General features: G+C 57.0%; 10 protein-coding genes. All 10 read right to left on the bottom strand.

What is annotated here, in order from left to right; all coding sequences use genetic code 11:
• Positions 1 to 11: 11 nt before the first annotated feature.
• Positions 12 to 2,795 carry an Hsp70 family protein gene (locus tag BR04_RS00215; RefSeq protein WP_496353964.1) on the bottom strand — a complete coding sequence of 928 codons (2,784 nt, stop codon included), beginning with the start codon at positions 2,793 to 2,795 and terminating at the stop codon, positions 12 to 14.
• 41 nt (positions 2,796 to 2,836) lie between these two features.
• Positions 2,837 to 4,606 carry an Hsp70 family protein gene (locus BR04_RS00210; protein WP_496353963.1) on the bottom strand — a complete coding sequence of 590 codons (1,770 nt, stop codon included), beginning with the start codon at positions 4,604 to 4,606 and terminating at the stop codon, positions 2,837 to 2,839.
• 36 nt (positions 4,607 to 4,642) lie between these two features.
• Complete coding sequence (mpl, locus tag BR04_RS00205; protein ID WP_496353962.1) at positions 4,643 to 6,118, bottom strand: UDP-N-acetylmuramate:L-alanyl-gamma-D-glutamyl-meso-diaminopimelate ligase; 1,476 nt, start codon at positions 6,116 to 6,118, stop codon at positions 4,643 to 4,645.
• A 201-nt stretch (positions 6,119 to 6,319) separates the two neighbouring features.
• The gene (hemL, locus tag BR04_RS00200; RefSeq protein ID WP_496353961.1) at positions 6,320 to 7,606 is read right to left on the bottom strand and encodes a glutamate-1-semialdehyde 2,1-aminomutase; all 1,287 of its coding nucleotides are present in this window, start codon (positions 7,604 to 7,606) and stop codon (positions 6,320 to 6,322) included.
• A gap of 179 nt (positions 7,607 to 7,785) precedes the next feature.
• Positions 7,786 to 8,664, bottom strand: coding sequence for a radical SAM/SPASM domain-containing protein (locus tag BR04_RS00195; protein ID WP_496353960.1), 879 nt, complete (start codon positions 8,662 to 8,664; stop codon positions 7,786 to 7,788).
• Positions 8,665 to 9,113: 449 nt separating this feature from the next.
• Complete coding sequence (locus tag BR04_RS00190) at positions 9,114 to 10,859, bottom strand: hybrid sensor histidine kinase/response regulator (RefSeq protein WP_496353959.1); 1,746 nt, start codon at positions 10,857 to 10,859, stop codon at positions 9,114 to 9,116.
• A gap of 14 nt (positions 10,860 to 10,873) precedes the next feature.
• Positions 10,874 to 13,981, bottom strand: coding sequence for a chemotaxis protein CheB (locus BR04_RS00185; protein ID WP_496353958.1), 3,108 nt, complete (start codon positions 13,979 to 13,981; stop codon positions 10,874 to 10,876).
• 76 nt (positions 13,982 to 14,057) lie between these two features.
• Positions 14,058 to 15,827, bottom strand: coding sequence for an AAA family ATPase (locus tag BR04_RS00180; protein WP_496353957.1), 1,770 nt, complete (start codon positions 15,825 to 15,827; stop codon positions 14,058 to 14,060).
• A 60-nt stretch (positions 15,828 to 15,887) separates the two neighbouring features.
• Positions 15,888 to 16,976 (bottom strand): HD-GYP domain-containing protein, encoded by a 1,089-nt coding sequence (locus tag BR04_RS00175; protein ID WP_496353956.1) that lies wholly within the window; start codon positions 16,974 to 16,976, stop codon positions 15,888 to 15,890.
• A 4-nt stretch (positions 16,977 to 16,980) separates the two neighbouring features.
• Positions 16,981 to 21,885 carry a PAS domain S-box protein gene (locus tag BR04_RS00170; RefSeq protein ID WP_496353955.1) on the bottom strand — a complete coding sequence of 1,635 codons (4,905 nt, stop codon included), beginning with the start codon at positions 21,883 to 21,885 and terminating at the stop codon, positions 16,981 to 16,983.

The following is a 21,885-nucleotide window of genomic DNA, read 5'->3' as shown; positions in this document are numbered from 1 at the left end:
TCCTTGAAGTTTCACAGGCTTTCTCCCGGCTCCCGGCCTTCGGGATGAAGCCTTAGGCCCGGTGGCAGGGATTCTCCGAACATCTCCCTTTCCTCCTGTCTTTCCATGGCAAGAACCGCCTCCAGACAGGCAAGGGTTTCCCGTTTTTCAGCATCCAGAAGGGGATCGAGCGCCTCCCGGATTTTTCTGCGCAGATCTGCGGACAGATCCCGTACCCGGTCTCCGGTCATGCGGGCCATGGGCAGCAGCAGGGCTGCCTCGGCCTCGGGGTCAGTCCAGTCCATGGCAAGGAGGTTTTCCACCCAGGGACTGACCACATCGGGCGGAATCACCCGATCCGCAGGCCCGTACAGAAGGGAACGGCTGCAAAATCTGGAAAAGGCCCAGAACAGCCGCTCCGGACTTTTGCGCGGATGCAGGAGGGGAAGAAGGGCTTTGGCGCAACGGACTTTATCCTGGGTGCTCAGGTGCTCCATATTGGCAAGGGCCGCCCAGATTTCCAGCATCTCCTGGGAAACACCCGTCTTTTTTTCCCTGCCTTTGGGAAAAAGAAGGGTGGAGAGATCCTGAAGGATCTGACGCTGCCGTCCCGGCCCGAGACCTGCGGCCACCCTGCGCCAGAGAACCCACCATTCATTGCGGCTCTGGGCCTTGTTGGCGAAAACCGGGCCTTCCTTGTAGATGCGCCAGAGTTTGCGGATACGCTCCTCGTCAAAGGCATCCCCCGTTCCGGGCCTCAGGCAGAATCCCAAAAGGTTCAGCCACCGGGCCTCGTGTGCAGGAGAAATCCGTCGCAGATCCGGCTCCGAAAGGAGGCCATCGGAAATTTTCCGCAGAAGATCCAGGGGCCACTGGTTTTTGGACAGAAGCACAATGGCGGAAATCTCCCGCACGGGGTTGTCCACCCCGCCTGTATCCTCAAAGGCCATCAGGGAAGCACACACCGCCGCATCCACCCGATCCGCATCCACAATGTCCGCATTCTCCGGCACAAGGGCCAGGGCCTGCTGACGGAGCTGAAAGGAAAGCTCCCAGCGGTGATCCGAAATCTCCGAACGGCACCAGAGGGCCAAAGTGCCCATTTCCGTATAGGAGGCGGCCATATGCACGGGAATGCTGCGGGCCTCCTCCTTTTTGCCGAAACGGATCAGGGTTTTTAAGGGCGGCAAAGGCGCAAGGCTGTCATCCAGAGTCACCAGATCCCCGGCCCGGTCCCCGGAGCGAAAACTTGAGGCATAGACATCAAACTGCACGGGCTGGTTGGCCTGCACCTCAAAACGGCTCTGGGGAAGTTCAATGCTGCTCCCTTCATCCAGACCGCGTTCCACAAGGCACAGGGCCTTTTTCCGCTCGCCCACGGCCACACCGATGTAGTAACTTCTCGGGCTGCCGCTGCCCACCTTCACACCCATGCCCGCCTTCACCAGACCGTAATAGGCGGCCCCTAAGGACACGGCAAGATCGGGATGGGGATTGTCAAGCTCCTTTGGCAGAGCCTCTTCGGCAAGGGAGAAAAGACCTGCCACAGCCTCCCGGATACGGTTCCGGATCACCAGAGGCTTCAAGGCTCCGCCGTTAAAAAGGATATGATCGGGCCGCACGGCCCGGCCCATCCTGCGCTCCACCTCCGGGCCATGACCATGGAGAAAGCCCGCCATATGACGGGTAAGGGCCGGATCCGAAGCATAGGGCAGACCAAATTCCGTAACCCCGCCCAGCACCGGAGGCTCCCGCCGGAAATCCTCCGGAGAAAGGCCGGGAAAGAAACCTTCCAGCACCACCCTTTCCACTTCCTCCCTTTCAAGGAAGGCGGAAACCGTGTCACCGATGAGCTTTCTTCCCTCTCCCACCAGGGTGATGCGCTCCCTTTCCCGTTCTCCGTCAAGAAGCCTCTCCTTGGCCCCCCGACAGAGATGGCAGAGAATCTTCCAGCGATCCCCGGAAAGGGAGATGTCCTTTTTGCCAAGCTTCATTTCCACAAGCCGGGCCAGGGCCAGATCCACATTGTCGCCACCAAGGATGAGGTGCTCACCCACGGCAAGGCGTTCAAAGCGGGGACTGCCGCCGTCCTCGCTTTCCTTCAGGGAGATGAGGGTAAAGTCCGTTGTTCCCCCGCCCATGTCGCAGACCAGCACCAGCTCACCGGGACGGATCACCTCCATCCAGTTTTTTTCGTGGCGCAGAAGCCAGGAATAAAAGGCGGCCAGAGGTTCCTCCAGCAGCGTCACCCTGGGAAGCCCTGCCTCACGGGCCGCTTCCAGGGTCATTTCCCTGGCCACCTCGTCAAAGGAGGCGGGGACGGTGATGGTGATCTTCTGATGTTCGAGGTGCAGATCCCCGTCGCTGGCATAATGGGCGTTCCAGGCGCTGCGGATGTGGCCCAGATAAAGGGCCGTGGCCCGGATGGGAGAAATCTTCGGGATTTCCGCAGGTGCTCCCCAGGGCAGGATGGGAGCCCGCCTGTCCACCTGATCGTGGCAGAGCCAGCTTTTGGCCGAAGCCACCAGCCTTGAGGGTACCTTGCCCCCGTATTCCCTCGCAAAAACGCCTGCGAACATGTCCGTGGATTTGGGCCAGGGGTGGCGGATGGCTTCCAGATCCATTTCATGGGCACCGGGAATGTAGAGAAAGGAAGGCAGCACGGCATTTCTCGCAAAAACACCGGAACCCGTGAGCTGGGGAAGGGGAAAACTGCGGATATCCCGTGAAGGGCTTCTCAGATCCACATAGGAGACAGCGGAATTGGTGGTGCCAAGGTCAATACCCACCACAAAGGCGGACGGACTGGTCTGCATCGGAAAATCCCCATGGTTGCGGCGTTGGACAGGATCCGGCTTCAGGCGGTTTTGGCTTCCCGCACCTGAAAGGCCAGATCCCAGGTTTTTTCATCTTTGGTGGAAACACAGAAAAATTCCAGGGTACCCACCTCCGTGGCCCTTACGGCCAGGGTCACGGGAATCCGGCTCTCCCCTTCGGCCTCCAGACGGGTCTCGATGCGGGCGACGGGCTGAATCTCCCCCTGCCAGTCCTCCACCATCTGCCCAAGGCCATCCTCCCTGCGGGTGGAGGAGGCCAAAAGTTCAAAGGAGACGGGAAGCCCCACACTGAGCATATAGGTTTTTTCCTTCAGGCTGGCCTCTGTCCCTTCCTCCATGCCGAAGGGTGCGATGCACAGGGCTTTTTTCGGCATGGGAATGCCGGGAACCGCAGGCATGGAAGCGGCAACACCAATGTAGTAGCTCCGGTTGAGTCCGCTCCGGATACGGATGCCCTGCCCTTTGCGGGCCCAGCCGTAGTAAGCGGCCCCTAAGGCCACGGCCTGGTCTCCGGCCTCGTTCACCAGCTCCCGAACCGCCTCTCCGCCCTGCCAGGAAGCCATGATGTCCCGCACCCGGCTTCGCAGCATGGAAGGCTTCATGGCACCGCCGTTAAAAAGTACGGCCGTGGGTCTGGCATGGGTCTGGGCAAGAAAGGCGGCAAGATGGCGGGTGATGGCAGGGTCCGCCTCGTAACCCAGGCCAAATTCACTGAGGCCCGAACCCGAAGGCTGCATGGGGCTTGAATCCCCGCCGCATTCCGGAAAAAAGCCTCCCATGAGCAGGTTCCGGATCTCCTCGTAGCGCACGTCCACCTTGATGCTGCCGCCGATGAGACCGCTGCCCCGTCCGGCAATGACCACACTGACGCTTTCCCTTTCCGGATGGGCCAGAAGGTTTTCCTTCACCTGACGGCAGCGCTGGATCAGGCCCCGCATCTGCCAGGAATCGAGAGCCCGGTTTTTTGCGGCAAGGCCTGCGGCCACATGGTAGGCCAGGGCCAGATCCATGTTGTCTCCGCCCACAAGCAGATGCCTGCCCACGGCAATGCGCTCCAGTTCCATGTTGCCGTCCCTGTCCTGCACCCGGATGAGGGAGAAATCGCTGGTGCCGCCGCCCACGTCACAGACCAGAAGGCTGTCTCCGGGCTTCACCTCTTCCCGCCAGGCCTCTTTCCGGGAGGCAATCCAGGCATAGAAGGCAGCCTGGGGTTCTTCCAGCAGCACAAGACGGGGAAGCCCCGCCTCACGGGCGGCCCGCACGGTAAGCTCCCGGGCCACGGCATCAAAGGAGGCGGGCACGGTGAGAAAGATTTCCTGATCCTCCAGAAGAGTCTCCCCGCCGAAATGGTGGTTCCAGGCAGAACGCACATGGCGGAGGATGGCCGCCGAAGCCGCAAGGGGAGACAAACGCTGCTCCGGGGCCACATCCTGGGATTCCCAGGGCAGCACCGGCCCTTCCCTGTCCACCAGATCCGTGCACAGCCAGGACTTGCTGCTGGCGATCTGCCTGCCGGGTACCTCAGCGCCTCTGTCCCTTGCGTACATCCCCACCACAGGCCCCTTGTCCTCCCAGGGAAGACGCATTTCCGAAGCCTCGCTGGCCTCGGGCAGATAGAGAAAGGAGGGCAGCACCCCTGAAGCTTCCACCACGCCAAGGCCGCTCACCTGGGGAATGTCAAAGATACGAAAATCCGGGGCTTCGTCCCGGTTTTCCCCAAGGGCCGCATAGGCCACCACGGTATTGGAGGTTCCAAGGTCGATACCCACGACATAGGAAGGGCTTGTCACAGAAAAACTCCTTTATGGATATGGAAGGGATTCCCCTCAGGCATTGGAAATACCGCTCAGGGCCTGCCCCCTGGATTCAAAGGCTTCCAGCAGACGGGTGTGGATGTTCTCAAAACCGCCGTTGGACATGACAAGGACGAGATCGCCGGGAAGGGCCGTTTCCGAAAGAAAGGCCACAATGGCCCCCGCATCGTCAAAAACCCGGGCCGCACATCCCCGGCGCAACAGATCCTGCCCCAGTTCTTCGGAGGAAAAACGCTCCCCCTCCGCCACCTTTTCCGGATGGGGGATTTTCCGCACGCAGATGAGATCCGCCCCGTCAAAGCTTTCGGCATAGGCCTTCTGAAACACCCGGCGCATGCTGGTGTTGGTTCTCGGTTCAAAGACGGCGATGAGTCGGCCTCCGGCATGGGGCCGCAGGGCCTTCAGGGTTTCCTTCACCGCCGTGGGATGGTGGGCGAAATCATCCATCACCCCAATCCCGCCTGCCTCCCCCACCCGCTCCTGCCTGCGCTTCACCCCGCTGAAACCCGCCACCGCTTCGGCGATTTTTTCAGGTGAAATCCCCAGACTGTGGGCCACGGCGCATACAGAAAGGATGTTCATGCGGTTGTGTTCACCGGGAATGCGGGTTTCCATGCGGAGAAAAAAGGCCCCGTCACGGAAAACGGAAAAGCGCTCCACAGGACTTTCAATGGAGACCTCCCCCACAGACCAGCCCTGCATCCCCCCTTCCCGGCCAAATCGCTGCACCTTTTTTTCATCCAGCCCCGCTTCCTTGAGGATTTTTTCCGCAGAAGGCGAATCCGCGCAGGAAACCAGAAGTCCGTCTTCGGGCAGGCGGCGGAGAAAGCCCTCAAAGGCCCTTTCCACAGCCCCAAGGTCGGCAAAGATATCCGCATGGTCAAACTCCACACCCGTGAGAATGGCCCGGAAGGGAGAAAAATGCAGGAACTTGGAGCCTTTGTCAAAAAAAGCCGTGTCGTACTCGTCCCCTTCCAGCACCACGTAAGGCCCCTCACCGATGCGGCAGTTGGCGTCAAAATCCTTTACAATGCCGCCGATCATGAAACCCGGAGACAGCCCCGCCTTTTCCAGCACCCAGGCCATAAGGCTGCTGGTGGTGGTCTTGCCGTGGGTGCCTGCAATGACGATGGCCCGTCTCTTTCCGACAAGAAAATGGTTCAGGGCCTGGGGCAGGGAGCAAAAGGCAATTCCGCTTTCGGCCAGGGCCTGGGCTTCCGGATTGTCCCGGCGCACGGCATTGCCCACCACCACAAGATCCGGCCTGTCCTCAAGAATGCGCTCCGGACGGAAACCCGACGCCACGCCAATGCCCTTCCGGGCCAGAAAGGTGCTCATGGGCGGATAGACATTCTGATCCGAGCCCGTTACCCGAAAACCCATTTCCTGAAGCAGGGCCGCCAGAGCCCCCATGGCCGTGCCACAGATGGCGATGAGGTGGATATGGCGGATTCCCTCAGGAATCCGGTTGTTTTTTACGTCCAGCATCAGCAAGGCTGCCTCCGGAAAATCGTTTATACTCCGCACGGTTATTTTTGTGACAACCTGGTGGACATCGTGGTTGTTTATTCCTTTCTGCCCTCACCCCCGGCCCCTCTCCCAAAGGGAGAGGGGAGAAAGACTTCCACAAGGCTCCCTCTCCCTCTGGGAGAGGGTTGGGGTGAGGGTTCCGTGATCCCGGAAACCGTCTCAGCGAAGGGTTTTCATCACCGTCCGGGCCGCCTGAATGGTGACCTCGATTTCATCCTCGCCATGGGCACGGGAGACAAAGCCCGCCTCAAACTGGGAAGGGGCAAGGTAGATGCACTTTTCCCGCATCCCCGCATAGTAGGCGTTGAAACGCTTCAGATCCGAGGTCTTGGCTTCGGCGAAATTCCGCACAGGGCCTTCGGTGAAAAAGAGGCCGAACATGGAGCCGATAAAGTCGCAGCACACGGGAATATGGGCATCTCCTGCCGCAGCCGCAAGGCCTTCCACAAGTTTTGCAGTTTTCGCCTCAAGGCTTTCATAGAAGCCCGGCTTGCAGACTTCCTCCAGGGTGGCAAGGCCTGCGGCCATGGCCAGGGGATTGCCCGAAAGGGTGCCCGCCTGATACACGGGCCCGCTGGGTGCCACATGGGCCATGATGTCCCGGCGGCCACCATAGGCCCCCACGGGAAGACCGCCTCCAATAATTTTTCCGAAGGTGGAGAGGTCGGGCCGGATGCCGAACAGCTCCTGAGAACCACCCAGAGCCACACGGAACCCCGTCATAACCTCATCAAAGATGAGAAGGGCACCATGTTTGAGAGTTTCTTCCCGGAGTGCCGCAAGAAAGCCTTCGGCAGGCCGCACAAAGCCCATGTTGCCCGCCACAGGCTCCACGATCACGGCGGCCACCTGCCCTCCCCTTTCCGCCATAAGCCTGCGGAAACCTTCCGTATCGTTATAGGGAAGGGAGAGGGTATGGCGGGTGACATCCTCGGGAACACCGGGACTGCCGGGAATGTTCAGGGTGGCGACACCGGAGCCCGCATCCACGAGAAAGCTGTCCCCATGACCGTGGTAGCAGCCGTCAAACTTGATGAGAAGATCCCTGCCCGTGAACCCCCTGGCAAGGCGCAGGGCGCTCATGGTGGCTTCGGTTCCGGAGTTCACCATGCGGATCATCTCCACGGAAGGCACAAGGGAGATCACCTTTTCCGCCAAAGCCACTTCCAGATCCACAGGCGCGCCAAAGCTCACCCCCCGCTCCATGACCTTCCTCAGGGCCTCTTCCACCGCAGGATGGCGGTGACCGAGAATCATGGGCCCCCAGGAACCCACATAATCAATAAGGGCATTTCCGTCCGCATCATAAAGCCAGGCCCCCTGTGCCCGTTCAATGAAAAGGGGATCTGCCCCCACGGAGCGGCAGGCCCGGACCGGGCTGTTCACCCCGCCGGGAATCAGGGTTGCGGCACGTCTGAAAAGTTCCTGGGAGCGTTCCATGCGCATGGTTTCTTCCTTTCACCGGCCCATTCAGGCCAAAAACAGGTAGGGGAATGCCACTGAAGGGCATGAGATTTTAAAACGGCTGTTTTTTAACCACAAAACTCCACAGAAAGGCAATGTTTTCCTGTGGAGATCTGTCCTTCACCTCTCCTGTCCAGTCCTGTCGCAATCCTATGGTAATCCTATCGTTTCTTCACGGATTTCAGGGTTTTCGGAGAAAATCTCCTGATATAGGCACAGCGCTGGCAGAGGGCTTCGGACAGACGGTATGCTTCAAAATTCCTTCTGATTTCAAGGGCTCTCGGACTGTCAAGGATATGGGCAAGGGGGGTATGAAAGACATTGCCGAGGCAGATCTCCCCTTCCGCATCCAGACAGCAGGGGGTCACAGCGCCGTTGGACAGAATGGCGATCTGATCTTTCAGTCCATAGCAGAAACCCGCGCTACCGATAACATGATCCCGCATGGAAGGCCATTGAAACTCCGTATCAAAATGGAGATAGGTTCTGCCGGAAAGCCGGAAACTCTTTTTCCGCTTCACGTTCACATCGGGCAGATGGAAACCGTAGATCCTTTCCAGGGCCTCCAGGACAGGGTTCTGCGGGGTGCCCACGGTTTGGGCCATATCCCAGAAACGGAAATTGATATAAAGATCCGGCCTTTCCCCTTCCGCCCTCCGGGCAAAGTCCCATATTTTCTGAAGAATCCGGGGCTGGTTCTCAAGGCTGTTGGCCAGAAGGCTGTGCAGGGACACATTCACCTGCACAAGGGAGGGCAGGAGCAGCACATCCTCCAGGCCTTCCAGCAGCACACCGTTGGTGGTGATTTCAAAGGAAACCCCCAGAGCCTCGCCCATGCGGATAAACTCTGAAAACTCCGGGTGCAGCAGGGGTTCCCCCCGGACATGGAGCAGCATCCTTTCCGTCAGCCCTGCGGCCTCCCGCAATACCTTCTCAAAATCGGTTCCCGTGATGAAGCGGGATTCCCGCTTCAGGGGCGGACAGAAGGGGCAGGAAAGGTTGCAGGCACTGGTGATTTCAAAAAAAATCTTTTTAAACATGGCGATGCACCCGGATAATGGTAGTTGCCTTCTATGATTTCCTCATAATTGGACTCGGCATAGGGAATTTTTCGGGTCGTTCTTTTTGGGCACATAGACAGCTCCTGAATATCTGACGACAAAAAAAGTTCCTGCACGGCTTAGGGCCAGTTCCGGGATTGAATGTACCCTAAAACAGCCCCCACCCAGAGGGAAAGCTTGTCATAACACATTTCTATTTCAGGCAATTTTCTACGTACAAGGCAGCGGATCACGGCATATTTTCCGCCATTCATTCTGAAGTTGCACCCGTACCAGAACTGAAGGCAATGCAGGTCTCATCTGGCATCACTTCCGCAGGATCCCCCTCACCATATTGCCCACTTTTCCGTTCCGGAAACAGGCGGGGATAATCAGGCTTCTGCCTAGAAGAATCTCCCTGGCTTCAAAAACAGGGCACTGAAAAGGGGTCAGCCTGCCAGGACTTCACGCAGTTTCACCCCCAGATCCTTCAACGAGAACGGTTTCTGGATGAAATGCTGACTTTCTTCAAGTATCCCGTGACGTGCGATAATATTGGCCGTGTAGCCAGACATGAACAGGCATTTGATGCCCGGAGAAACAGATAAAAGCTGTTTGGCCAGATCGCAGCCATTCATATCGGGCATGATTACATCGGTCAAGAGCAGGTCAATCCGCTTGCAGTACTCCCTGGCCATACAAATAGCATCATTTGCGGAAATCGCCGCCAGTACGGTATATCCCTGATTTTCGAGAATCATTGTGGTCATTTTCAACAGTGCCGGTTCATCTTCCACAAGCAATATGGTTTCATGGCCGTACGCTATGGCCTCAGCCGGGATCTTTTCCTGCGGAAGTTCCGGCTCAGCCCCATACCGGGGCAGGTAGACACTGAAGGTTGTTCCCTGGCCCGAATGGCTGCAGACACTTATGAAACCACGGTTCTGCCTGACAATACCATGCACAGTTGCCAGCCCCAGCCCGGTTCCCTTGTCCATTTCCTTGGTCGTGAAAAAAGGCTCAAAAATGAGCAGGAGCGTCTGTGCATCCATGCCACAGCCGTCGTCACCCACGGTCAGTTTCACGTAGTCACCCGGTATGAAACCCGCCTGCTGGCCACAACTTTTCTCATCATTCAAAACCACATTATGCGTCTCTAAGGTAATCTTCCCTCCCCCTGCTATGGCATCCCGTGCGTTAACACAAAGGTTTGCCAGTATCTGATCGATCTGGCTAGGATCCATTTTTATCGACCAGAGATCCTGACCGGGTTTCCAGGACAGAAAGATATCTTCACCGACAAGCCGCCGAAGCATTTTCAGCATACCTTCCACATTGGTATTGAGATCGAGCACTTTGGGAGTCACGGTCTGTTTGCGGGCAAAAGCCAGCAGCTGGCGGGTAAGATCGGCGGAACGCTGGGCAGCCTTCCTGATTTCCTCCAGATTGGCATGCAGGGGATCGTTGGGTACAACCCGTCCCAGAGCCAGTTCTGTGTGCCCCAAAATGATACCCAGCATGTTGTTGAAGTCATGGGCCACCCCGCCGGCAAGTCTCCCCACCGCCTCCATCTTCTGAACCTGGCTCAACTGAGCCTGGAGCTTCTCATTTGTTTCTTCGGCCTGTTTTTGTGCGGTGATGTCCGTCAGAACGAGACGGCAGAGGGGTCTGCCGTCTTCCGCTTGAGCGGCAGTCCCCGTCAAATGTGCCCAGATAAAGGCACCATCCGGCTTGACCAGCCGCAAGTCACATTCCTGAAATTCTCCCGTCTCAAAAATCCGTTTCCGGTGCAGGTAATAGATGTCCTGATCTTCTTTAACGATAAACCCTGAGACGGGCTGTGTCACCAGCACGCTGCGGGGCACACCCAGCAGGGTGGCCATAGTGAGGTTGGCCTCCAGAATAAATCCCTTTTCACTGACGGTGCAGTAGCTCACCGGGGCCAGGTCATAGAGGTCAAAATAGCGCGCCCGTCCGGCATCGATCTGGGCCTGAGCCGTACGCAGTTCCTCGTTCTGCATCTCCAGCTCAATCTGGTGTACCTGGAGTTCGTGAAACACCCGCTGGATTTCTTCAGGTGCATAAGCGGACAAGGTGGTCGGCTCCATGTTCCGGACTTGCTCCTCGGCGCTTTTACGGAGCGCCGCAGTGCTGATGTGGGGTTGCCCAGAACTTTTCTGCTGCTTGTCGCTCATGGCTTTTTCTCCTCTCAATTGCTTTTTTCAGGTTGCCCTCTGGATGGTAGCCTGCGAACCAGTCCGCTCAGATCCCGCCAGACGGAATGCAGAAAAATTTTCCCCTGTTCCTGGTAAACGGTCATCGTGATCTCGACCGGAAAGGGCGTGCCATCCGGCCGACAATACAACCAGTCGAACCGAAGGCTCCCTTTGGACAGGCAACGGGTGATCATCTCCCCGGCTTTTTCCCGTGAAAGACGACCGTCCGGCTGCTGTTCCGGAGACAGGCTGAAGGTGCTGGCAGCCAGCAGCTGCTCCCGGGACATCCCCAGCAGATCCAACGCCGCCTGGTTACAATCGACAAAGCCCAGGTCACGACCCTCTTTCGTGACTTCACCAATACAGTGGGCATCCGGCGACAGTGCATGCAGCATTCGATATTTCCGCTCAATTTCCCACAGCCCCTCCCGCAGTCTTCGCGCCTCGGTAATATCCACAAAGGTAAGTACCGCACCCTCAATGACGTTATCCAGGGTGCGGTAAGGCAGAATGCGCATGGTGTACCAGCGGCCCTCAGAACTCTGTACGTCAAGCTCCTTAGGGATCAGGGTATCAAGCACCGCCTGAATATCCGCTATCAGGTTTTCGTAACCGGGCAGATTGGAGACAATGTGGCTTACGGGTCGGCCCATATCGCTCTGGATCAGGTTGATGATTCGGGTGGCGGTGGGCGTAAAACGGAGAATGCGCAGCTGGTGATCCACAAAGACAGTGGCGATACCCGTTCCGGCAAGCAGGTTGTTCATATCGTTGTTGGCCCGCGAAAGGTCAGCCACCTTGGCCTGCAGCTCGGCGTTGACCGTGGACAGCTCCTCGTTGACCGATTGCAGCTCCTCCTTGGAAGTTTCCAGCTCCTCATTGGTGGATTGCAGTTCCTCATTCACCGACTGCATCTCCTCGTTGGACGACTTGAGCTCTTCGTTGGAGGTCTCCAGTTCTTCGTTGGCAGCCTGAAGATATTCCTCCTTGACCCGCAGCTCCTGCTTCAACGCCGTGATGCAGGAATCGGTGTCCTCACTGGCCGATTTTTCCGGTGACGGTTCAGCGGCCAGCGCATGCATCACAGGCTTCTCTACCTGCTCCAGAATCACAAGATACAGCGGCGGCCCGGAAGATCCCGACAGAGCAGCGGTCACCGGCCGGACAATCAGATTGACAGTGGTGAAGTCACCATTGGTTTTCACCCGCAAGCCCGGACACAGCACGGTTTCCCTGCTTTGCACGACTTTATACAGCGTCATGGTCAGGTCACGCCGCAGTCCTTCCCGTGCCATTTTCAGGATATTGCTGGATCCGCTCTCTCCGGGGGCGGGTTCCAGGTACATGCCGGTCCGGCCGTGGAGATAAAGGATATCGCCCTGACCGTTGACCAGAGCCCCGGCCTGAACAAGCTGTTGCAGCAGGGCCTGTTCGGTCAGCTCACGCAGCGGCAATTTCCGGGGACAGACCGTCTTTTCAGCAACATGCAGATGCCCTGTATCGGTTCCCATCATGAGCGGCAGGAACCGCGTCAGGCCAGCACGCTGAACGCCCATGAGGTCTTCCTTGCGTTGATAGATCTTCTGCTTGCGATCCAGGGTGGCAAAGAGATTGCCAAATTCGCCCACACTTTCGGAGGTTCCCAGAAAGAGAATCCCTCCCGGTTTCAGCGCATAGTGAAACAGCGGGATGAGCTTTTTCTGCAAATCACCATCCAGATAGATCAGCAGGTTGCGGCAACTGATCATATCCAGCTTGGAAAAGGGAGGATCTTTGATTACATTCTGCTCCGAAAAGACCAGCATGTCACGGATGTTTTTATGGACACGGTAAGCATTATCACCCGGTTCGGGCGAAAAAAACCGAGCCAGCCGCTCCGGCGTGAGGTCGGCAGCGATGGAAGCCGGATAGATGCCGACGCGAGCCGCAGCAATGGCACGGCTGTCAATGTCGGTGGCAAAAACCTGAATCTTGAAGCCCTTTTTCAATGCCTCCTGGCGCTCGGCCAGCAGCATGGCAAGGGAATACGCCTCCTCACCAGTGGAACAGCCCGGCACCCAGACCCGGATTGCGGCAGCATCGGACTTATTGGCAAAGAGTCTGGGGATAACCTGCTCTTCGATAACGCTGAAGGCTTCCGTATCCCGGAAAAAACTGGTGACCCCGATCAGCATGTCGCGAAACAGGGCCCCCACCTCCTCGGGTGTCTGCTGGATAAACCTGGCGTAAGCGTCCATGCTTTCAATCTGATGAACGGCCATACGCCGTTCAATGCGTCGCTGGATGGTAGAGGGCTTGTACTGGGAAAAATCGTGGCCGGTCTGAACGCGCAGCAGGACGAAAATCTTCTTGATCGCACTCTCGGTTTTTGGGGCCGGAATGGGAGGTCGGGATGGCCTGCTGAAGGCGTGGGTGATATAGGCAATGAGCCGGGCCACCATCTCGGCCGGCGGCAGCTCATAGTCCACAAGGCCCGTGGCAATGGCACTGCGCGGCATTCCGTCGTATTCGGTGGAGAGGAGGTTCTGCGCCATGACCATCCCCCCCTCGCCCTTGATGGCCCGTATGCCCAGGGTACCATCGCTGCCAGTACCCGAGAGAACCACGCCGATAGCCCGCTCGCGCTGATCCTGTGCCAGCGACCGGAAAAAAAAATCGATGGGCATACGCTGGCCACGCGGGGATGCAGGCTCAAGGAGGTGCAGCGTACCATTCAGAAAAGCCATGTCACGATTGGGTGGGATAATGTAGGCGCAGTTGACCTGAACCCTCATTCCGTCTTCGACCTCAAAAACCGGCATACGCGTGTAGCGCCCGATCAGGCCGGTCAGGATGCTTTTATGATCCGGAGCAAGGTGCTGCACCAGGATGAAGGCCATTCCCGGTTCGGTATCCGCTGGCATGCCGGAAAAAAAGGCCTCGAAAGCTGCCAGCCCTCCTGCCGAAGCCCCGATGCCCACGACGGGAAAAGCCCCCGCAGTCTGCTCCGTTTTTAAGTGCGCGGCCGCCGTGTTTTCGGGACATTCCGTCGGGATACCGGTTTTCGTTTTTACGGGATATGATCCGACCGGTTTGACCCGGTTTTTCTTTCTTTTTCTCATGTCAATATGCCCCCATGCGCTCAGCGCTCACAAGCAATGCGATGCGTATATCTCCCCACCCCTGTATAAAAGTATCTCAAAAAGAATCGCGAGGAGTCTCTTCCCCATGGGATCCGGGCCTTCCATCCATCTCAAGGGAAAAAAAGCGAAACCCCGCCCCGGCCACCGTATAGACCACATGGGAGAAAACCGTCAGCTCCGGCCACTGGCTCTTCAGATCTTTTGCATAGCGGCCCACCTGCTCCAGCTCCTCGGGCCGGGGATGGGGCCGCTCCATGATATCCAGTTCAGCGGCTTTTTTACGGCTGAAATGCTTGAACTCCAGCACATAGGCCCTGCCCTCAAAGGGGGAGCCCGTGCGGCCAATGGCCTCAAAATCGCTTCTGCCCGAAGGCCGGTTCACCTCGATGGCAAAGGAGAGGACAAAGGAAAGGTGACGGGCGCAAAGCTCAAAAAAGGTGGTGCGGAAAAAATTCTCATTGGCCTTGTCAAAGGCCTGGGCCGGAATCTGGGCCACATAGACCTCCCAGTACCCCTGAAAAAGACCGGCAAGATCGCCATCCTTCAGGAAGGCTCTGAAGAAGCTTTCATAGCCCCCTGACACATCAATTTTTTCAAGCTCGTTGAAATACTCCGTAAAGAGTCTCCGGGTGCTGAGATTGGGAAAGCCCACCTGAAAATGATCCTGAAAAGTCACCATACCAAGATAATAGAGGCTGATGGGCAGGAACTCATGGGAAAAAAAGCGGTGCATGTTGAATTTGCTGCGCAGCATGGTGAGATCTGCCGCGATGGAGCCTTCGAGGATGAGCCTTTCCAGAAGCTCCCTTGCCTCTTTTTCTCCCCCGGCCAGCCGCCTCAGCCAGTCCACACTGACCCGCAGGTTGTCGTCCATGGTTTCCTCGGGGATGCGGCCATCACTGATAACAAGGTCATTCAGGTAAAAATTGCAGATGGTGGAATTGTAAAGGGGTTCCGATATACCGGGAAGCAGGCGGTAGCCATCGTAATAATTTTTCAGATCTTCCATGACCCTGGCTTTCAGAGAAGAGGGCCAGGTGTGTTCGCTGAAAATCCCGTCCACATAGGTTTTCACCTCAGCCTGGGTAAACTTTTTGTTTTTCAGGGTATGTTCCTTCAGGGTAATGATCTGCCCGATATTGAATCCGCTTGTAAGATCATCCATGGTCACAGGCAGGACTCCGGTGATAAAAACCCGGGCCACGGAGCCCTCCCCCACCCCGGCCTTGATCACCTTGTAAAAGGAGCGGAGAAAGGAATCTCCCGTGGTGAGGTCATGGTAGAGCCTGTCCTGACGGCCTGTAAGGAGCTGGTTGGTGAAATTGTCGTACTCATCAATGAGGATATGCACCTTGGGTGCCCTGTTGATGATCAGCGTCTGAAGTATCCGTGAAAGCATGGAAGCAGCATTGTTTGAAGCCGGGAGTTCAAAACCCGTAAGAAAGGACTGGTAGCGGGTAAGAAACAAGCGGAAGCTGTTCTGGCACTCGTCCATAAATGCGGCTTCAATTTCAGAAATACTGCTGCCCACGGAAATTTTTGAAAAATCGAACTTCAGAATCAGCATGCTGCTGCGAAGGCCGGAAGGATTGCGGCCAATGTCCGTATGACCAAAAAGAAGATCAAAACGGTCTTTGCGGTTGATGTCGTAGTAACACTCCAGAAGGGAACACCAGAGACTTTTCCCGAAACGCCTCGGCCTTAAAAAAACAGGAATCTTATAAAGTTCCAGCTCATGAATGAAACGGGTCTTGTCCACAAAATGGTAGTTGCCCTCTATGATTTCCTCATAATTGGACACGGCATAGGGAATTTTTCGGGTCATCTCCGTCACTCCATCATTTTCAAGGTGAACAACCCTTCCTTGGAAAACAGAAAACAGCACTCAGTCATCCCAGCGGATACGGATTTCCTGCACTTCCTGATCCGCCCCGAGAAAAACGTCCACAAGCTTTGGATCAAAATGGCTCCCCCTGCCTTCCTGCAAAATCCCGAAGGCTTTTTCATGATCCATGGGCTTCTTGTAGGGCCGTACACTTCGAAGGGCATCATAGACATCGGCAATGGCCATCATCCGGGCCGCAAGGGGAATGGCTTCTCCGGAAAGGCCGTCGGGATAACCTGAACCATCCCATTTTTCATGGTGGGAACGGGCGATCTGCCGGGCAATCTCCAGAAAACCGCCGGTACTTCCCAGATTCCGTATGGCCTGGATCAGCATATGATCCCCATGCACCGTATGCTGTTTCATGATTTCAAATTCTTCCGGGCTAAGCCGTCCCGGCTTGAGAAGGATATGATCCGGTATGGCCACCTTGCCGATATCGTGGAGAGGGGCGGAACTCACAATCTGCAACACACGTTCCGGGCTGAGTTCTGCCTGATATTCAGAAAAAAAACGAATCTTCTCCGCAATGAGTCCCATATATTCCTGGGTGCGGCGGATGTGGTTGCCCGTTTCCTCATCCCGGAACTCCGCCACGGTGGTAATCACATGGATGGTGGCCTCCTGCATCCGGCCCACTTCCGCAACACGGCGGGCCACCTCCTCTTCCAGCCACTGGTTCCGGCTTTGCAGCATCTCGTTGTACTGCCGGATCTGGAGGTGGTGGCGCACCCTGGCCAGCAGAATGGGCGGACTGATGGGTTTGGGAATATAGTCCGAAGCCCCAAGCTCCAGCCCCAGCGCCTCATCTTCCACCTGGGTCTTGGCGGTGAGAAACAGGATGGGGATATGTTTAAACGCGGCATCGGTCTTGAGCCGTCTGCATACCTCAAGGCCGTCCATATCAGGCATCATGACATCGAGAAGGATGAGATCCGGCGGACTCTGGGCAACAAGCTTCAGAGCCTGTGCACCGCTCAGAGTGGTTTTCACCCGGTAGCTGTCCTTCAGGAGTTCCGTCAGCAGCATCAGATTGGCAGGCGTATCATCCACACAAAGCAGGGTGGCTTTTTTTTCCGGTATGACCATAGGTTCAGGCTCCTTTTAGGGAAAGCAGCAGATGAAGGGCCTTTTCAAACTGAAAAAGAAAAATGGCCTGCCCCACCAGACGGCCCGTGTCCGGGCCAAGGCTTGCCAGCAGGGGCTTTTCATGGCTTTTCCAGTAATCCAGGACAGCACTGTCCGATTCTTCCAGCAGCATTTTCAAGGTCGTCAGCAACACGGAGGATGCTTCCGGTTCAGACAGATCCGAAGCCCTGTCTCCGGCATCAGGCCGGTCTTCCGCATCGGAAAACTCTGAAGGCGGGATTTCAGCCGGTATTTTTTGATCCCTTTCCTCCCCGTAATACCGGGCCAGGGTCTGGAGCAGCACCTTGGGATCAAAGGGTTTGGACACATGGCCATTCATCCCCATGTCCAGACAGCGCTGCCGTTCCTGTACAAGGGCGTGGGCGCTCATGGCAATGATGGGAAGATCCTGATGGCAAACCTGACTGCGGATCAGGCGGGTGGCCTCATAGCCGTCCATGACCGGCATCTGGATATCCATAAGAACCGCATGAAAGGCCTCCTCAGCCGCAAGGGAAAGCCTGTCAAGGGCCTCCTGACCATTGTGGGCCACCTCCACGACGATACCGCTTTTGTTCAGAATACCCGTGGCCACCATCTGATTGACGGCGTTGTCTTCCACAAGGAGTACCCGCATCCCCCGAAGACCGGGGTAATCCATGGCATCAAGGCCATCCCGGCCTCCCTCTTTTTCCGGAAAAACCGCCTTGCCTTCACAGCGCTCAAGATCCAGTTCCAGGATGAAACGGCTGCCCTGACCGGGCTGACTGGAAACCCTGATTTCTCCTCCCATCAGATGGAGCAGCCGTTTGACGATACTGAGTCCCAGGCCCGTCCCCCCGTATTTTCGGGTGATGGTACTGTCAACCTGGGAAAATTCCTGAAAAAGGCCTCTGATCTGCTCTTCTGTCATGCCGATGCCCGTATCCTCCACCTGAATACGGAGGCTGGAGTTTCCCTTGTCCCTGCCCACTTCCTCCACGGCAAAACGGACAGAACCTTTTTCCGTAAATTTGATGGCATTGCTGAGGAGATTGACAAAAATCTGCTCAAGGCGCAGGGGATCCCCCAGAAAAGCGCCCCCTTCTCCTTCCGTGCAGACATTTTTCAGATCCAGAACCAGGGCAAGTCCCTTTTTTTCCGCCCTGTGCCGGACAAGGCCCAAGGATTTTTTCATCACATCTTCCAGACGGAAGGGGAGGTGTTCCAGCTCCAGTTTTCCGGCCTCGATTTTGGAAAAATCCAGAATATCGTTGATGATGCCCAGAAGGGATTCGGCTGCGGACTGCACCTGGGAAATATAATGACGCTGACGCGCATCCAGATCCGTTCCAAGGGCCAGATAGCTCATCCCGATGATGGCATTCATGGGGGTGCGGATTTCGTGGCTCATGTTGGCCAGAAACAGTCCCTTGGCGCGGTTGGCCGCATCCGCCCTCCGGGCAAGCTCCAGGGACTCTGCCCTGGCCTCTTCCAGTTTGCGGTTGGAGTCCTTCAGGGCCGCTTCGGAGCGGTGCCGCATGATGCCCGTCCCCAGGGAGGTGGCAAGGGAGGTCAGAATGGCCTCTTCTTCCGCCCCCCAGTGGTGATGCCGGGTACAGCTTTCAAAACCGATCACCCCCCAGAACCGGCCATCCACGTTCACGGGCACCACCATGATGGAAAGGATATGACGTTTTTCCAGAAAAAAGCGCTCCTCCGGCGGGAAGTCCTGAACCGAACCCGCCACCGTCTCCCCCCGCATCAGAAGCTTCACCCAGGGAAGGATGGCCTCCGAAACGGGCTGACAGGTATGCCGCTCCCGATCCGGCCGCACGGGGCTGTTCTCCCGGATCCACTCATAACGCAGACAGATCTGTCCTTCTCCCCTTTCCGTTCCAGGCTGGTATTCAAAGAGATAGGCATGATCCTGCTCCGTGGCCCGGCCCACAATTTCGAGAGCCTGTTCCACAGCCCGGTCGATCTCTTCGGAAAGAAGGAGGTGAATGGCCCTGGAAGCCGCATACAGAAGAGCCTCCTGCCGCTGCAATATGGCTTCCGTACGCTTGCGTACCGTAATATCCTCCTTTACCGCAAGATAATGGGTAATCTCTCCGGATCTGTTGCGGATGGGAGAAATCACCGCATATTCCCAGTACAGCTCCCCGTTTTTCTTTTTATTCTGAAGCTCCCCCTTCCATTCCCGGCCTGAACGGATGGCTTCCCAGAGGCTCCGGTACACCTCTGTATCAAAATGATCGGTTTTCAGAATCCTCGGGTTCTGCCCCTTCGCTTCTTCCAGGGAATAGCCCGTGATAGCGGAAAATTTCGGATTCACGTACTCAATGCAGCCCTCAAGATCCGTCACCACCACACTGACGGGGCTTTGTTCCACGGCCTGAAAGAGCTTTCTCAGCTCGTCTTCACTGCGCTTACGTTCCGTGATGTCAATTGTTGTGGCCAGAATACGCTCTGCCCCTCCCATGTGGATGGGACTCAGGTGCACCTGCTCCCAGAAAAATTCTCCCGTGGCCTTCCGGTTCAGCCACTCAAACTGCTGAACCCCTTCTCTCGCGGCCTTATGAATCCAGGCCAGGGCATCGTTAAAGGAATAGGGCGGATCCAGCCAGAAATCATTGGCTTTGAGGGATTCGAGAGAAGAAAATCCATAAAAGGTACAGGCCGCAGGGTTGGCATCCAGAATTTCCCCGCTTTCCCGGTCATGAACCAGAATGGATACGGGAGAATCCATGAAAAGGGCTCTGAACTGGGCCTCGCTGGCCCGTATCTCCTCCTCCTGTTTCCGGATCAGGGCAAACTGGGCCTGAATATCCCCATCGGTACGGCGCAGTGTCACCAGCACAAGCCCCCCCAGACCTGCCAGCAGGAGACCGCAGAGTCCTGCTCCCAGATACAGTTTCTGCTGAAAGGCCGCCTCCGGAAGGGTGATGTCCGTCAGCACGATAAGGCCACCAATCTCCCTGTCCCCTGCATCCAGAAGGGAAATCTCAGAGACTTTCCAGATTTTACCCCCAAAGGAGACGGATTTTCCCTGATCCGCCCCCCCGCCATAGGGCTTCGTTCCAGGATCCGAAAAGGGCAAAAGGGTGTCGGGCAGGTCTTTTCCCAGGGTGGTATACACCAGCACACTGTGGGCCATCCTGTCCCAGTCCGGAGTCCGGCCCATCAGAACCATCCCCTCTTCCCAGGCCTCCCGCCTGAGCAGCCCCTTTCTCAAAAGAGCGGCGAGATGGCTGCGGGACTGGGTGTGCAGGGTGTCCAGAATATCCTCAATCTCCTTTCCCAGCTCCAGATAGCCCAGCAGTTTTTCCTTTTCAAAAACGGGCATCACCACCCGCAAGGTAAGGGTTCCGCTGGAACCCAGCTCCAGCCCCCAGGCAGGTCGGCCCGTCCTTTCGGCCTTGAGCATGGTGAAACGCTCATTTCGCCCCCCCGTTCTGGCAGGATTGTACACCCGCAGCAGATAGTCCCGCTCCGGGGTATAAAAATAGAAATGGGTCAGCCCCTGCTCCCGGCGCATGGCCTGAAAAAAGGGCCGCCAGTCCTCAAGCAGCTTTTCCGCATCCCCCCCGCCAAGGCCTTTCTGCGTCCGGGAATCCAGGGCAAGGGAAAGGGCAAGGGCTGTCAGGCCTGAGGCCTGAGACTTGAGGGCAGCCTGAAAATCCGCTGCAATTTCCGCATGAACAGCCCGGCCCATCTCCCCCATCCAGCTCCGGTGCTGCCACCACAGAAGAAAGCCCGCTCCTGAAACAAGAACCGTGACAAAAACAATCATGGGCAGCAGAAGACGGCGCATCACCGGTCTGGGAGCCCCATCGGCTTTTCTTTCCGGAATCATCTTCAGGGTCAGGCCCAAAAGCATCAGCCATACAAAGGTCACGGGCAGAACAGAGCGGGAAGCCAGCTCCCACTTCCAGAAACGGGCATCCACATCCATGCCCAGAACCGCCACCAGCTCTTCCGACCCCCTGTAGGCTCCGGCACAGACGATGAGATCTCCCGCCCTTTCCGCGTAGGTGGTCTTCTCCATTACGGCCCCGTTCACGGGATTTTCATACTGATAGTCCACCCATCCCGATCCCTGGGCCAGGGTGACATCCCGGATTTCCCGGCGGAAAAGGGTACCTCCCGGCCTGTCCCTTTCATCCAGGAGAGTTCTGCCGATCAGCTCAGGTTTTACGGGATGGGCCAGCATGGTCATGTCCGGATCGTAGGCAAAGACGTAGAGGCTGTCCCGATGAAAAAGCCCGTGGGGGGTATTCAGGGTTTCCAGAAACAAGGCCCGTCCATGCTGATGGTAGTAGGCCAGGGCCTGACGCACCATGTCACGGGCATCTTCTCTTGTGACATCTCCGGTCAGGGCTGAAGGCGTATCCCGGATGGGAACAAGGGCCGAAACCCAGGTGCCCCATCGGTCGGTAAGCGGGCCTTCCACAATGGCTTTTTCATCCGTGAACACCTGATACCGTTCAGGACTGACCTCCTCCACCCTGGTTCCGGGAAGCAGGCCGTCTCCGCCGCTGTCGGCTTCAGCTTCCACAAAAAAGAAAATCTCCCCATCCGGGTTCCTGCCCAGAAGATAGACAGACCGGTAAAGGGAATGGAAGGCACAAAGGGCGGCAAGCTGATCCTTAAGCTGACGGTAGGCCAGCAGCTCCAGATCCTTTTCCGTACCCGAAAGGCTTCTCAGCCGTTCCAGCTGGATCGTCTGAGCCACAAGGCGGGCCTGCTGCTCCAGCTCCCCGCGCATCCGGGTATCGGTGTGCTGCACCAGCCAGAACGTAAAAAGCAGCCCGGAAACCACAGAGAGCATCAGAATCAGGCTGCGGTAGGGAGCCATGCGCCGACCGAAAGACCAGGAATTGTCCAT

It is taken from the genome of Desulfobotulus sapovorans DSM 2055 (assembly GCF_059569355.1).
Note: the sequence above shows the minus strand (reverse complement) of the source record. Positions and strands in the feature narration are given on the sequence as shown.

What these genes read in the sequence shown, in the direction of transcription:
- BR04_RS00175 (WP_496353956.1), bottom strand. Translation starts at nt 16,976, where the DNA reads ATGGTCATACCGGAAAAAAAAGCCACCCTGCTTTGTGTGGATGATACG.
- BR04_RS00190 (WP_496353959.1), bottom strand. Translation starts at nt 10,859, where the DNA reads ATGAGCGACAAGCAGCAGAAAAGTTCTGGGCAACCCCACATCAGCACT.
- BR04_RS00185 (WP_496353958.1), bottom strand. Translation starts at nt 13,981, where the DNA reads ATGAGAAAAAGAAAGAAAAACCGGGTCAAACCGGTCGGATCATATCCC.
- BR04_RS00180 (WP_496353957.1), bottom strand. Translation starts at nt 15,827, where the DNA reads ATGACCCGAAAAATTCCCTATGCCGTGTCCAATTATGAGGAAATCATA.
- BR04_RS00195 (WP_496353960.1), bottom strand. Translation starts at nt 8,664, where the DNA reads ATGTTTAAAAAGATTTTTTTTGAAATCACCAGTGCCTGCAACCTTTCC.
- BR04_RS00170 (WP_496353955.1), bottom strand. Translation starts at nt 21,885, where the DNA reads ATGGACAATTCCTGGTCTTTCGGTCGGCGCATGGCTCCCTACCGCAGC.
- BR04_RS00215 (WP_496353964.1), bottom strand. Translation starts at nt 2,795, where the DNA reads ATGCAGACCAGTCCGTCCGCCTTTGTGGTGGGTATTGACCTTGGCACC.
- hemL (WP_496353961.1), bottom strand. Translation starts at nt 7,606, where the DNA reads ATGCGCATGGAACGCTCCCAGGAACTTTTCAGACGTGCCGCAACCCTG.
- mpl (WP_496353962.1), bottom strand. Translation starts at nt 6,118, where the DNA reads ATGCTGGACGTAAAAAACAACCGGATTCCTGAGGGAATCCGCCATATC.